General features: G+C 48.7%; 12 protein-coding genes. 5 read left to right on the top strand and 7 right to left on the bottom strand.

Annotation, left to right across the window (positions count from 1 at the left end; all coding sequences use genetic code 11):
• Positions 1-222: 222 nt before the first annotated feature.
• From AB4Z45_RS30815 to AB4Z45_RS30805, 3 genes are read right to left on the bottom strand one after another with little or no spacing between them, the layout of a single operon-like run.
• Positions 223-1,083 (bottom strand): metallophosphoesterase, encoded by an 861-nt coding sequence (locus AB4Z45_RS30815; RefSeq protein WP_441913261.1) that lies wholly within the window; start codon positions 1,081-1,083, stop codon positions 223-225.
• Positions 1,084-1,104: 21 nt separating this feature from the next.
• Complete coding sequence (locus AB4Z45_RS30810; protein ID WP_441913259.1) at positions 1,105-2,067, bottom strand: alpha/beta fold hydrolase; 963 nt, start codon at positions 2,065-2,067, stop codon at positions 1,105-1,107.
• A gap of 24 nt (positions 2,068-2,091) precedes the next feature.
• The gene (locus tag AB4Z45_RS30805; protein WP_441913257.1) at positions 2,092-3,597 is read right to left on the bottom strand and encodes a DUF4153 domain-containing protein; all 1,506 of its coding nucleotides are present in this window, start codon (positions 3,595-3,597) and stop codon (positions 2,092-2,094) included.
• A gap of 127 nt (positions 3,598-3,724) precedes the next feature.
• Between AB4Z45_RS30805 and AB4Z45_RS30800 the strand changes: the two genes are divergently transcribed.
• From AB4Z45_RS30800 to AB4Z45_RS30790, 3 genes are all read left to right on the top strand, one after another.
• Positions 3,725-5,509 carry an ABC transporter substrate-binding protein gene (locus AB4Z45_RS30800; RefSeq protein ID WP_441913255.1) on the top strand — a complete coding sequence of 595 codons (1,785 nt, stop codon included), beginning with the start codon at positions 3,725-3,727 and terminating at the stop codon, positions 5,507-5,509.
• Positions 5,510-5,603: 94 nt separating this feature from the next.
• Positions 5,604-6,152, top strand: a complete 549-nt coding sequence (thpR, locus tag AB4Z45_RS30795; protein ID WP_441913254.1) for an RNA 2',3'-cyclic phosphodiesterase — start codon at positions 5,604-5,606, stop codon at positions 6,150-6,152.
• A 295-nt stretch (positions 6,153-6,447) separates the two neighbouring features.
• On the top strand, positions 6,448-6,822 hold the full coding sequence (locus AB4Z45_RS30790) for a DUF2500 domain-containing protein (RefSeq protein WP_441913252.1): 375 nt from the start codon (positions 6,448-6,450) through the stop codon (positions 6,820-6,822).
• A 64-nt stretch (positions 6,823-6,886) separates the two neighbouring features.
• Here the strand turns inward: AB4Z45_RS30790 and AB4Z45_RS30785 are convergent, their stop codons facing one another.
• Genes AB4Z45_RS30785 through AB4Z45_RS30770 form a run of 4 tightly spaced genes read right to left on the bottom strand, consistent with a single transcriptional unit; the run spans position 6,887 to position 11,538 of the window.
• Positions 6,887-7,549 (bottom strand): metallophosphoesterase, encoded by a 663-nt coding sequence (locus AB4Z45_RS30785; RefSeq protein WP_441913250.1) that lies wholly within the window; start codon positions 7,547-7,549, stop codon positions 6,887-6,889.
• Positions 7,550-7,558: 9 nt separating this feature from the next.
• Complete coding sequence (locus AB4Z45_RS30780; RefSeq protein ID WP_441913248.1) at positions 7,559-8,743, bottom strand: ABC transporter ATP-binding protein; 1,185 nt, start codon at positions 8,741-8,743, stop codon at positions 7,559-7,561.
• Positions 8,740-10,410 (bottom strand): ABC transporter permease, encoded by a 1,671-nt coding sequence (locus AB4Z45_RS30775; RefSeq protein ID WP_083682448.1) that lies wholly within the window; start codon positions 10,408-10,410, stop codon positions 8,740-8,742. Before AB4Z45_RS30775 ends, AB4Z45_RS30780 begins: the two co-directional genes overlap by 4 nt.
• A 15-nt stretch (positions 10,411-10,425) precedes the next feature.
• A complete protein-coding gene (locus tag AB4Z45_RS30770; RefSeq protein WP_441913247.1) occupies positions 10,426-11,538 on the bottom strand; it encodes an extracellular solute-binding protein in 1,113 nt (370 codons plus the stop codon).
• Between the two features lie 171 nt (positions 11,539-11,709).
• On the opposite strand from AB4Z45_RS30770, the gene AB4Z45_RS30765 reads away from it, so the two are divergent.
• On the top strand, positions 11,710-12,612 hold the full coding sequence (locus AB4Z45_RS30765; protein WP_441913245.1) for a LysR substrate-binding domain-containing protein: 903 nt from the start codon (positions 11,710-11,712) through the stop codon (positions 12,610-12,612).
• Between the two features lie 35 nt (positions 12,613-12,647).
• Positions 12,648-13,490: an SDR family oxidoreductase gene (locus AB4Z45_RS30760; RefSeq protein ID WP_441913307.1), complete on the top strand. Its 843-nt coding sequence runs from the start codon at positions 12,648-12,650 to the stop codon at positions 13,488-13,490.
• Positions 13,491-14,121 lie beyond the last annotated feature (631 nt).

The raw sequence follows: 14,121 nt of genomic DNA, 5'->3' as shown, positions 1-14,121 counted from the left end.
CTCCTTTGGTGGTTTGGATGACTAGTAGGAACGTTTTCATTCTATAGTATCGCTTGTATTTTGGACATAGCCGAAACGAACTTATTTATTGCAAAAGCGGCAACAGCGAAACCAGTTCGACGAGAAATCGAACTCATTTCGCTGCTGCTTTGCTGGACTGCCATTGGATTCTTTTGCTATTAGAAAGAGAGCTTTTCCACATAGTTTCGTGGATGCTGAGCGTTACGGACGCGTAAGCTCAACCAGTACAACCTCTGGGCGATTAAATATTCTTTGTGGAAAAATGCTATTGCCGAGTCCGCGGCTGACGATCATCGTTGTGCCGCCTTCCACATATTTGCCTCCGTCATACTTTGGCAAGAAGCCTTGCCCCGGGGCCACGAGCCCACCCAAAAAAGGCAAGCGCACCTGTCCGCCATGCGCATGGCCGGAGAAGGTCAAATCAATTTTGTGCTGCGTGTAGACCGAAAAAAGCTCCGGGCGATGCGATAAAAGGATAGTGAGCGTGTCGGAGTTGTTTTCCGATTCTGTTGCTTGCATAGCAGCCGCCATATTTTCATTCAGCTTCGCAACGTCTCCATCTGCCTTTAAATTAAAAACCGGATCATCTACGCCAGCAATTCGAATCTCCCCATTACCCAGCTTTATCATTTCGCTTTTGTTGCGCATCACGTGGACGCCCAGCTCTTTCAACGCCTTCTGTAATGCGGTTAACCTCGGGCCATATTCATGGTTTCCGGTCACATAGTAGACAGGAGCCAGTTCCGTCATTTTGCGCATCAAGGTAAGGCTAGTTTCTGCATTGTATCTTCTGCTGTCAACCAAGTCGCCTGTCATCACAATGAGGTCCGGCTTCAGCTGTTTTACCTTGCTCGTAATTGTGCTTTGCTCCTTGCCGAAGGACTTGCTGTGAAGATCTGTTAAGTGAACGATACGATAAGAGCTGACTCCTTCAGGAAGCTTCGCCGAGCTGATTTCATATTTTGTTATTCCGATCGCATTATTCTCGTAATAAAGAAAAGCGGCTACTACGAGAATAGCTAATGGTAAAATCCACAACAAACGTTTTTTGGTCATGCGCATTACTGCAAAACTCCTTACATTTTAGCGATAACTAGACAAATCTATTTCATCTAATAAACGATTAATAGCGTGAACTACAGCATCTGGTCTATGAATATGAATAGAGTGCCAGCTATCCTCGACTATAATCTGATTCGTGCGCTTGGTCAAATTTGCAAGCTTCCGCTGCCCCTGCTGCCATTCCTCATTCTGCTTCCCTGCGCTTAATACAATAACAGGCAAATCCTGCTTAAGCGGCTCGGCAGCTTTTAATTGCAGGCTGCTTTCCGTCGTACTAAGCAGCTCAGCATAGACAGCCCTATACGCACTTGCCTTGTAGCCTAATGCGCGTACTGGCGCCAGCCATTCTTCCGGCAAACGCTTAGAGCCGATATGCTGCTTCAGCCATCTCGGTATGCCAAGCGGCGCCAGCATATAGCCTAGTCTATATTGGGAACGGTGGCTAAACAGCTGTTTTTGCCGGCCAGCGGTTGTTTGCTCCGGCAGATAGCGGCTCTCGTGCGTCGCATCAACAAGCACAAGGCCGCATACTTCCTCCGGATAACGCGAGGCGAACAGCCTCATAATCATCCCGCCGTAGGAATGGCCAACTAGCAGATAGGGCGGAGCTGCGCCAAGCGTTCTCAGCAGTGAACGCAAATCATCAACATAAGCGCTGCAAGTAGGCAGATCAAGCACCGCCTCACTCCAGCCAAACCCTGCGCGATCATAAGTAATCACGTTCGCCTTCGTCGAAAGCGCCGGAGCAACGAGTGCCCAATCCAGCGAGCAACCGCCCATCCCCGCTTCTAAAATAATTGTTGGCGAACCATGACCCGTCACGGTAACATGCAGCTTGCGTGAGCCGATGTCGGCATGCCAGCCCGTAGGTTTATGTTTTTTTTGCTCATAGACCGTTATCAAATACTGTACGATTAACAGTGGAAATCCGACAAGTGAGAGGATAAGTCGAATACTACGATCAAAAAGGGATATTTTCATCATACAAACGACCTTGCCTTTCTCCAATTATTTAGCCCGTTGCTTCGATAGATTCCAAGATTGCCACTTGTTATGCTTATGGGCCTTATCCTGAAGCTTATTTATTACTCCGTTCAGCCCCTTCAACTCCGGATGCTTCGCTTGCAGCTTTAGCAGCGCCGGCGCCGCATCTGTGGACAGCGTACCGAGATAAGCGATATCAATCTTACCTGTTCGTTCGTAGCGATCACCATTGTTCTCAGCAATCCGCGCATCTATGTTGATATAGTTCATCACAACAAATGCAATAATAGATATGCATATATAGACCTTGCCCATCGAGAAATGCTCTTTCCATATACGCAGCAATGCAACGACGAGCAAAAAGCCCAGATAAATCATAAAGCCATGAACCAGTAGTCTTGTCTGTGTGAAGCCATAAGCCTCCTCGTACAAAGAGAGCCTGCTGTAAGCGGAAATAAGCATAATGATTGTACAGCCTATCAACACGGTAAGAGACAGCTTGCGGATCCACTCCGCTGCTGCGCTAGTGCGCCGAATGAGATGCAAACCGCACATAAGCAAGCAAACGTTAATGAGTGCAACCATAATTAATTCCGCAAAACCTCTGCGTGCATATTCGGCATACGCAGCTCCCTCAGGCAGCAAACCGTTTGCCGCTCCGAACAAATAGGAGAACTGAATGATAACAAACAGCACGTAAACGATATTAATACTGACAAGCAGCGTCCCAGCAGTGATGGGATCAAATTCGATACGTCCGTTTGGCTGTATCGCAGCACCCGGCGTATCTGTCGGTGAATCTTTTTTTGTATCTGTTACCTTATTAAAGAGCAATCCCCATATGTAGCAAAAAGCATAAAACGCGAATACTGCTGCTACGATTATGCGCCAGATGCTCTCCCCTAAAGAGAAACGATCCATGACGCCCGGAATCTCAATCAGCCACGATAGGAAAATTTCATCCGCTGAAGCAAGCAGCGCAATAACGACAATAAGGATAGGTGCGGACAGGAGCAGTCCTAGCGATATTTTTCCAAGCTTGCTTTTCGCCGAGTTCTCACCTTTCTCTTTTCCTCTCAAACGATCATTAACCAGGTTAAACGGTACGCCTATAAAAGCAAACGGCTTAATTAAAGCCAGAAATAATAGCTCTGTATAAAATACGCCTCGGTACCACGGCTTCACACTGCTACTCGTCATAAGCACCGTCTGAGAAATGATCAACGCAAACAATGCAAACATATTCAGCTGGCGGAACAGACCGTTATCATATAGCGCATACGTTAGCGTCAGTAAAAAGATTGGAATGAGCAGCAGCCAGCCAGATCGGGCTTGACCTTGCCATTTCTCAAAGCCCCCCATCCTCCCCTTTATGGAATAGAAAAACAACCCATAAAAGCTGGCAATGAACACGATAACCGAAATGCCTGCGGCTGCTCCTACGAACAAATATTGACTGACTAGACCAAACAGAAGGGCAAGAATAAGCATTTTCTCATACCTTTTTTGCCATGGTGCTGGATCTCTCATTTTTCACTCACTCCATCTTTAAACTGGATTTGTTAATTTACTCCTTTTATTGTAACCTAGAAAACAAGAACAAAAAGTGTAAGTTATAATTGGAAAATTTCATATTTTCGAGTTAGGAGTAATTTGCATGAAAATCCGCAGGCATTATCTCGCGCTTAGGCGCTCATATCCGAGTATTCAAGAGAATATCCCCTTCGAGGTTACAACACAGGAGCTCGCAAATTTGCTCGATTGCACACATCGGAATATGGTACTTTTATTGAAGCGTATGCAGCAGGAAGAGTGGTTAGTGTGGGAGCCAAAGCGGGGACGAGGCAATCGCTCTGCCCTCTCCTTCCTCGTCAGCAAGGAACAAGTCGCGCTGGAGGAAGCGCAAGAAATGATGCAAAAGCAGGATTTGCATTCGGCGCTTGAGCTTCTCCAGCAAATCGAAGAAGCGCCTTTGCTGCGCGACCAGTTTCAGGAATGGCTCTCTGGTCAATTCGGATTTCATTCGGAGGTGCAGGGCAAGCGGCGCACTGATATTTTACGGTTCCCGCTTCCGCAGACCATCTATTCGCTAGATCCGGCAGCTATCCATTACACGGGCGAGTCCCACCTTGTTAATCAAATATTTGACGGGCTCGTTCGCATCGATCCGAGGGGAGAGCAGATTTTGCCGCAGCTTGCCCATGCGTGGGAGGTTGATGAATCGCGTACGCGCTGGACTTTCTATTTGCGCAAGGGCGTTCTGTTCCACCATGGCCGTGAGCTGGATTCTTCAGACGTCAAATATTCGCTAGAACGGCTTAAAAGGCTGGCACCGCAAGGGCTCTACAGCTGGGCTTACACCAACATCATTTCTATGGATACACCGGATGACACAACCATTCGCATTCAACTATCCGAGCGAAACGAAGCTTTTCTCTCTTTTTTGACAACTAATCGCGCCTCTATCGTGCCTCAAGATGCTTGTTCGGCTGCTGGCGAGCAATTTGGCAGCAAACCGATTGGTACAGGTCCGTTTCGATTCGCCGGAAATGATCAAGGCGTCTGGATATTGGAAGCTTTTGCTGCCTATTTCCGCGGCAGAGCATTCCTCGATCGTGTTGAAGTGTGGACCGTTGCCGAGGAGGCAACGCGCGAAAACCACGCTGAGCTGCAATCGTTTCAAATCATGCACAACGCGAGACTAACGGATATGGCAGCTGAACGATGGCAGCAGGTTAGACAGTCCGGCATGACCTGTAAATTCATCACAGTTAATGAACAAAAGCACGGCTTGCTGGCAAACCCCGCCATACGAGCGGCAATTAACCTCGCTATCGAGCGGACAGAGCTTTTGCAGCTGCTATCCGGTGATGTCATTGAAGGAGTCAACAGCTTCTGGCTGAACCAGATTGATGAAACACAGGATGCAGCCCCCATTGATTGGAGCGTAATCAAGCAAGCGCTTGCCAGCTCCGGCTATCAAGGCGAGCCGCTGGTACTAGCTACGATTCCGCAGTATGCAGCGGATGCAGAGATCATTCAGAAGGTGTATGCGAAATCAGGCATTCCGCTGCAAATAAACCTCATTCCTGCCGAGCAATTTAAAGGCACAGCGCGCATGTCCGCTGATCTGCTGCTTTTTGCAGTCATGCTGGACGAGCATCGCGAGCTCAGACTAATTGATTTGTACAAAAGCATGCAGCAGCATGCACTTCCCGAGGTTCATGATATGCTGGAGCACAGCATTCAGATGATATTGGGCGAGCCGGATCGAGCACGCCGAGAAGCGATATTCATAGACATTGAGGCTCAGCTCAAAGCTAGGCACAGCTTGTTTTTCCTCTACCGTAAACATTTGAAAACAGCGTTCCACCCTTCCGTGCGCGGCATTTCATTGGAATCGCTGGGCTGGGTACGTTTCCGCGATATTTGGTTTACTTAAAAATATTTAAAATGGAAAAAAAGTCCAGATCTGACGTGCAGAATGAATGTTTCGAGTTCTATGGCTGCATACTGAGATTAGGAGGGAAAATATAATGCGCTTGTTCGTGGCTATACCTGTATCACCATCTGTGTCCAAGGAGCTGGAAAGCTGGGCAGAAGATCATAAACATACGCTGCCTTTCCGTAAATGGACGCATCCGAGCGATTACCATATTACGCTTCAGTTTCTAGGCGACACTTCGGCTGCTCAGCTTGAGGAGCTGGCAGCCGCTCTAAAAAAAGTAAGAGCAAATGCTTTTTCCTTAACTTGGAGTGGAATCGGAACATTTGGCCCGCCCGCTGCTCCACGCGTTCTATGGGGTGCTGTTAGCGGAAATTTAAAGGAATTGTCCACTCTTCACGAGGAGATTATTCGGGCAACGAGTTCAGTAGGCTTCATTCCAGACGATCGTCCCTACGCGCCGCATATCACGCTTGCCAAAGGATTCGCTGACGCTAATCGAATGCCGATTGAAGCAGCGACGTCTATTGCCTCATCGTTCAGCTGGGAAATCGATCAATTTGTGCTCATGCTCACCCATATGAACGAGTCTCCTATGTACGAGATCATCGATCGTTTTCCGTTACATATGCAGGAATGAGGCTTAACTGCTGTCAAAATAAAAATGATCCCGCTGAGCGGCTATCCAGCTTTCCGACGTGCGCAGCGTCCAGCCGCTCTTTTCTGCGCGAGCCTATCTCCTAACTCTATTAAGCCCCAACAATCCACTTCGTTACTCCCTTCCTTTTTATTCATTAACCTCAGCTTTTGCAGCCTATACCGCATCAGACTAGTCGGAAGAACGTATTAATAGTAAAATTAATGACATGAAAAGAAAAGATTGGATGTGATGGTTTGTGAATGGATTTGGATTCGGCCCTCCAGGCGGAGGAATTATGTTTACGATGGTTCCTATATTTATAATGATTGTATTCGTGCTCGTTATTGGCGGCATTATTTTAAGCATTGTTAAATATTTCAAAAATTCGACCGCGCCAAAAGAAACGACTTACGCGCGCGTTGTAGCCAAGCGCATGGACGTTCGCCATCATACGAATCACCACAACCACGATGGAGTGGGGCATACCAGCAATTCATCCCGTACGTATTATTACATCACGCTTGAATTCGATAATGGCACTCGCAAGGAATATGTAGACGTCAAAAATTTGTACGGCTTGGTTGTTGAGGGTGACACAGGTTATGCAGCAGTCCAAGGGGATTGGATCGTTGCTTTTGAACGAAATAGCAATATAAACAGCTCTATTTAAAAAGAGAAAAAGCGCTTGACCCGTAAATGCAAACGGGCAGCGCTTTTTTTGTGTGTTAGATGGATTAGAGCTTAAGCAATTTGAAATCGCTGCCGCGGCTCTCTGGCGCAGTCGAGCACGAATAGCTCAATTGGCTGCTGACATCAAGCAGTGTTAAGCGACAGCCATGCTTGGCCCCAGTATCAATGGCGAGCCGTCGATTTCCTTGCCATATGGCTCCAGGAGAAGAAGCATTCAGCTTGAACGTTGGCGTATGGCCAAAAATAATGGTGTATGACTGTGCCTCGTCCGAATCAGGCAAAGGCGTATAAATAAACTCGTCGCGAATTTCCGTTAGATCCTTCTTTTTTTGCTCATGCAGAGGGACACCTGGCCGAATGCCTGCATGAACGAATAAATACTGGCCGACTACCACATACAATGAAAGCTTGTGCAGCCATTCTTTCGTTTCCGGGTGAAGCGCACTGCTGGACTCAGAGGATGCAAGAAGTCGCAGCTCCTGATTTCCGAGCAATGCCTGTGCACCTTCGTTGATAAGCTGGTGAATCGTATCTAGCGTGCCCCATGTAGCGGGCCTATCGGCATCGATGTAGTCGCCCAGCAAAATAAGCCGATCATGGTGCGGGTTATAAGCTGCTTCTTGAAGCAAAAACAGCAGTTCTTCTTCATAACCGTGTATATCTGCAATGGCTAAAAGACGCGAGTCTGTTTTTGTTGGATTATACAAATGAATCGACTACCTTTCTTCCTCATTCGGGTAAATGAAAGCAGAGCGAATGGCTAGCTTTATCGTTACATGCTCGCCGGCCTCTAACGGGACTGCGAGCACTAGATATACCTTCTGTCCGCAGCTCGTTTGTGCAACTGCGCGCCAGCGATTGCCTTCAAAGGTACAGTGAAGCACTTGAAGCTGAATCGTATTGTCTGTCCGCTCCTGCGGTGAAGCTAATGAAAGCACGGCTGAGGCGTCTCTTCGCTCGATGACCTCAGCTTCCTCAGGACGGAACATAATGATAGCTTGCGAATAGTCACTCAGGTTCTGCTGCTCTGGCGCGAGCAAGCCGTGAATGATCGATGAGCCGATGCGAACAGCGCTGCCATTGCCTCCGTTTATGACCTCGCCGCGCAAGCCGTTGATTGCTCCAAGCAAAGAAGCTGCCCAGCGGCTGGCCGGACGCGTGAAGCATTGCTGCGGCGTGCCCATCTGATCAATTTGCCCGTTGCGCAAAATAAGCAGCCGATCAGCCATAGCGAAGGCTTCCTCCGGGTCATGCGTAACATGGAAAACGCTCATGCCTAATTGGCGGAATAAATACGCCATCTCGGTGCGCATTTCTACGCGAAGCCGCATATCAAGGTTGGAGAGCGGCTCATCGAGCAGCATCAGCTTCGGCCTAGTAGCAATAGCCCTCGCAATAGCGACCCGCTGCTGCTGGCCGCCAGAGAGCTGCGGCGGCAGCCTGCGCTCAAGCCCTTCAAGATGGAGCATTGCCAGCAGCTCCTGAACGCGCTGCTGAATATCCGCCCGAGCCATCTTGCTTCTATGCAGCCCATAAGCGATGTTATCGAACACATTCATATGCGGCCACAGCGCATAGTCCTGAAACACCATGTTAACCCCGCGCTTCTCAGGGGGCATCATGACGGACGGGGAAGCGATAATCTCATCGCCCAGCTTAAGCTGGCCGCCGTCCGGCTTCGATAAGCCGGCGACGAGCTGGAGCAGCGTCGACTTGCCGCAGCCTGACGGTCCAAGCACGCTAATAATCTCGCCTTCGCGCATGTCGAAAGAAATTCCTTTAAGCGCTTGAAACGATCCGTAGCTTTTCATTAAACCAGATGCTGCAAGCAGCGGTTTGGGAGCGGCTGGCTTAGGCTCATTTGCCTCGTCATACCTTTGCTGAATCGCAGTCGATGTCATGTGTTTGCCTCCTTGCGGCGGAGCATGAGCTCAACCGCCAAAATAATCATAATCACGATAAATGATCCAACGACGGTTGCCGCTGAAGCATAACCAAAATCCAAATCCTCGAATGCCTTGTTTATCGTAACGGGCAGCGTGAGGAAGTTTGGCGGGAACAGGATCGAATTCACCGCTAAGTCAAACACGCTGGAGCCGAATGCAGCAAGGCCCGCAGAGAGCAAAGCGCCGCGTATTAAAGGGACAAGTATGAAACGGACGCGGCTTGCGAGCGTACCGCCTTGCAACTGCGCGGCAGTAAGCAGGCTAAGCGGCACTTTCGCCATTGCGCCGACCATCAATCTCGTAATGACGGGAATAGCGCCGGCGATAGCGGCAAGCACAAGAATCCAAGGCGTTCCGTACAGGAGCAAGCCGATTGAATCGAGCCATTTTTGATTCCAGACGAAAATATACCCAATGCCCAGCACGACGCCGGGAACAGCAAGCGTAACGACAGAGAATACCTCAATCGTCCGTTTAAATTTGAACTGTGAATAGGTTAAGACATAAGCGACGCACAGTCCGAATAATAGGCCAAGCAGAGCAGCGACTCCAGCGATCATTAAGGAATGGGACAAACCCTTCAGCAGCGTGCTTGAGCTATGGAACAATTCCCTGTAATGCTCCAAGGTGAGATTCGCTAGCTTCATACCGCCTGACTGTGTTTTGAATATGGACATCAGTACGTTTGCGCCTATCGGAATGCCGATGACTACGGCAAGAAATAACAAGTTTAGTGTGGTAAGAAGCACAGCAAACTTTCCAGCCGGCTTCGGTACAGACCGTTGCGCCCGGGCCGATAAGAAATCAAAGCGTGAGCGGCGCATCGCATAAAATTGGACAAACATCGCAATGCCGATTAACAATACGAGATAAAAGGACAGAACGCCTGCCATATCGAATCGTATGGGCGATGTGTAGATTGCCGAGTAAATGGAATACGGCAGTGTCGGAAAACGATAAACAGCGGCAATCGATGCAGGAAGCCCGAAATCGCCGATTGTATCCATAAAGACAAGCGCTGCTCCAGCCCAAACGGCTGGCATAAGCAGAGGCGCTTGGATCGTACGCCATACTGTGAAAGCAGATGCTCCGGATAGGCGGGCTGCGTGAGACAGCTGATCAACCTTCCACTCCATCGCCGCATGAACGCTCAAATAAGCGAACGGAAATTTGCTTAAAGTCATAATAAAAATAAGTCCGGCAGGCTGAAAAACAGCGCTCGTAACCCAGTGCCAGCCGAGCAGGTTAACAGCGATGCCGCCTCCGGCAGCAAACAGCACCCAGCCCTGCGCTAAAATAAACGAAGGCGTAATAATGAGCAGCCAAACCGAGGCATCCAGCAGCTTAGCTGTTGGAAATGACCAGTTGGCGCGTATCGTTGCCAGCACGCCGCCGAGAATCGTAGCGAGCACCGTCGTTCCAAGTCCAAGCACAACGGAATTTTCGAGTGATTTTTGCCATAAGGGACGCTTGAATATTTCGAGCAGCAGCGCAAGATCCCCGAGTTGCCAATTGCCGAAGAAAACCCCAGGCAGCAGGACTTGTATAATGACTGCCGCCAAGGGATATAAGACGAGGATGAATAGGATGATACTGACAAACCACCCTAACCGATCCTTCATAAAGGTTTGCATCGTTTACTTAACGGACTGGTCGGCGAACCATTGCTTGATTGCCGCTTCATTTTCAGATGCCCATGAAGCGTCGGCTGCAACGAGCTTCGCATCGGCTGCGCGATCTTGCTTGGCATTTACGCCGTTTACGGAAGGCTGGAAATAGCTCTCGTCGCCTTGATCAATTAAAGCTTGCTGCGTTTTTGGATCGAGCAAAAATTCGATAAATGCTTTAGCTGCATTCGGGTTTTTGGTATCCTTCTGGATCGCAGCTACCCGTACGGATGCGGGAGCGCCTTCTGCCGGCCAAATAATTTCGATAGGCTCGTTATCGTTTTTCATCGCATAGGCATTGCTCTCTTGCAGTGCTGCGATCGAGATTTCACCAGCGGCGAGCGCTTTGACAACGTTTGGATTTTTGGGATATACACGAAGCCCATTGTCCATCAGCGAGCTAAAGAACGTTTGACCGCCATCAATTGTTTTTTCTTTAAAAAACCAAGAAACAAAAGGATAAGCCGGAGCTGCGATAGCTGGGTCAGCCATGCCGATCATGTTCTTGAACTTCGCATTCGAGAAGTCTTCCCATGATTTTGGCGCATCCTCCGCCTTCACTTTGTCCTTGTTATATACAATAACTCCCGCAGCATGTGCGCCAGTAGGAACATACCACTGCTTCTCAGGGACAAAAGATTTGGCAAAGTCAGTTAGATTAGCGACGTTATTCGGCAACCAGCCTTCAAGCAGTTGACCGCTTGCTCCTAGTCCGTAAATGGAAGGCATCGCATCCAGCCAAATGACATCCCAGTGCGGATTGCCTTTTTCTGCTTCAACGCGGGACATAATTTCTGCTCCGTTACCCGCAACGACCTCCAGCTTGTAGCCGGTAGCTTCCTCAAATAATGGAGCGATAATGCTGTCAAAATCGTTCAAGTATACAGTAAGCGTTCCTTTATCCTCCGTGGCAGCTGTTTCTGTCGCTTGCGCTTCTTCGGTAGGAGCCGTCGTTTGTGTATTTCCGGCATTTGCTGCCCCTTTATTCGTGTTTCCGGCATTTCCGTTGCCGCATGCAGCTGTTAGCGCCATCAATCCAGCTAGCAAAACGGTTCCAAGCCAGCGTTTCCCATTCGTTTTCATCGTTTTGATTTCCCTCCACTATCTGTTTTGCTTACCTCCTAACTTTAGCAACGGTTTGTCAGATGATTGTTAACGTAATGTCGAGATATTATGAAATATAATCGATAGATATTGATATACATATAGATTTAATCTATATTAATAGGCAAAAAGCGAGGGAGTGAGCAAGCGATGAATGTACAGCAGCTGCATGTGTTTATGGAGGTATGCAGCGGTCGAACGCTCGCGGAAGCTGCAGATAAGCTGGGACTTAAGCAGCCGACAATCAGCTTTCATCTCAAAAAGCTTGAGGAGGAGCTTGGCGTGGAGCTGTTCCGCAAGCACTCGCGGAGCCTTCAGCCAAGTGAAGCTGCTGTGGATCTGCTTCCCTATGCGAAGAGAATCGTTTTCCTTATGGAAGAAGCTAGACTTGCCATGCTGGAGCGCCGCGAACAAGGGGAAGGCCGTTTGAGGCTGGGGGCGAGCTACACGCCAGCAACCTATGTGATGCCGCCGCACTTTGCCGCCTACCGCAAGCTGTATCCAAAAGTAAGCCTCATGCTGACCGTGAAGCAAGCAGCTTCTGTGCTTGCGATGCTGCGCAGCTATGAGATCGATATAGGCATCGTCTCTCTTGGTCAATCGCTGGAAGAAGGCCTTATTATACAGCCGTTAGTCGCTGATGAGCTGAAGCTGCTGCTTGCGCCGGAACATCCGTTAGCTAACCAGGCGCAAGTAGAGGTCGAAGAGCTTAGACATGAAACATTTCTGCTGCATGAGGTTGGCTCAACCTCGCGTACCTTGTCCGATGAGTGGGCAGCCGGGGCTGGCTTGCAGTGGGAAAGTGTTATGGAGCTGGGTGCGATCGAAACGATTAAGGAAGCTCTAAAATGCAATATGGGTGTTGGCATCCTGCCGCGCCGAAGCGTAATCCGAGAAATCGAAGCCGGCGAGCTCGTTATGCGCGATCTGCCAAAGTATGTAAATCAGCGGCATATCTGTTTGGCTTACCGCAACGAGGATCAGCTGTCTCCACATGTCAGATCGTTTATTGAATTTGTACGGCATACCTTCGCTGCACATGGTAAGCTGTAAATAACGAATAGACGGAGGTGGCTTGGATGAGCAATATGACAGGAAAGGTCGTAGCAGTAACTGGCGCCAATTCCGGCATGGGGCTTGCGACAACGGTCGAGCTTGCGAAGCAAGGGGCGCATGTCGTGATGATATGCCGCAGCAAGGAGCGCGGCGAGCGTGCACTTGAACAAGCGCGCAGCCAAAGCGGCAGCAGCGATATTGTCCTCATGACCTGCGATTTGGGCTCGTTTGCCAGCATTCGCACCTTCACTGCTGCATTTAAGCAGAAATATAGCCAGCTTGATGTGTTGATCAACAATGCAGGGGTTGTCGCCTTGAAACGAAGCATAACCTCGGATGGATTTGAATCGCAAATCGGGATCAACCATTTGGGACATTTTTTGCTGACTAACGAGCTGCTTGACCTTCTTCAACGTGCTCCGCAAGGGAGAATTATCAATGTATCTTCAGGTGCGCATAAGGCTGGAAGAATTCATTTTGACGATCCGAACCTAACAAGGGGCTATAATGTCGCAAAAGGTTATGCGCAATCGAAGCTCGCGAATATTTTATTCACGAATGAGCTGGCAAAGCGTCTCGCAGGTACGAGGGTGACGGTTAACAGTCTTCATCCCGGGGCGGTAGCGACCAATATTGGCGTAGATCGCAAGAGCGGCTTCGGTAAGACGGTGCATAAGCTGCTCAAGCCTTTTTTCAGAACGCCGCTTGAAGGGGCAAAGACGGCAATATATTTAGCATCCAGCGATGAAGCGGCAAATCTGACCGGCCAATATTTTATCGACAGCAAAAGCGTTCAAACGGCAAGCAAAGCGAGCAATCCCGAGCTTGCGGCCAAGCTTTGGGCATGGAGTGAGCAGCAGGTCAAACTTACATAATACGTGCCTAATTAGCAGCACTAATCGAACAGCGCACGGGATAAACTGAACATCTATCAACACACTAAGTATTAAAACGAACTTATTATAATATGGAGTCTGCAGAATGCTCAGCATAGCACTTCCAGCTAATTAAGTCAGCTGCGCGCAGCTAAAATTTAACAGGAACTTTTGCAGCTAATTCACTCAGATGAGCGCGCAGCTAAAATTTAACAGGAGCTTTTCCAACTAAAATAAAATTAGCAGGAAAAGCTCCTGCTATTTGTGGTGGAAGCTGCCTAATTTAGCAATTAACAGGATTTACTCCTGCTAATTCAACACATAATCCCTAAAAAGCCGCTTTACAGCAAAATTACATGGAGCTTTTCCTGCTAATTAACTCAAATGAGCGCGCAGCTTAAAATTAACTGGAGCTTTTCCTGCTAATTAACTCAAATGAGCGCGCAGCTTAAAATTAACTGGAGCTTTTCCTGCTAAATTACAAAGGGGCTGTCCCAAAAGCGTTAAGCTCACTGAAGGGATAGCTCGCTTTGAACAGAAATATTGCAAAATATGAAAAATAGCCGTACAGGGTGGTCTATTCCTGTACGGCTATTTTTTTCTTTTGGTCTATGGTTGCTTTCTTCATCAG

It is taken from the genome of Paenibacillus sp. MCAF9, assembly GCF_052114265.1.
Taxonomy (GTDB): domain Bacteria; phylum Bacillota; class Bacilli; order Paenibacillales; family Paenibacillaceae; genus Pristimantibacillus.
The sequence above is the reverse complement of the archived record's forward strand: the minus strand, read 5'-3'. Positions and strand labels throughout refer to the sequence as shown.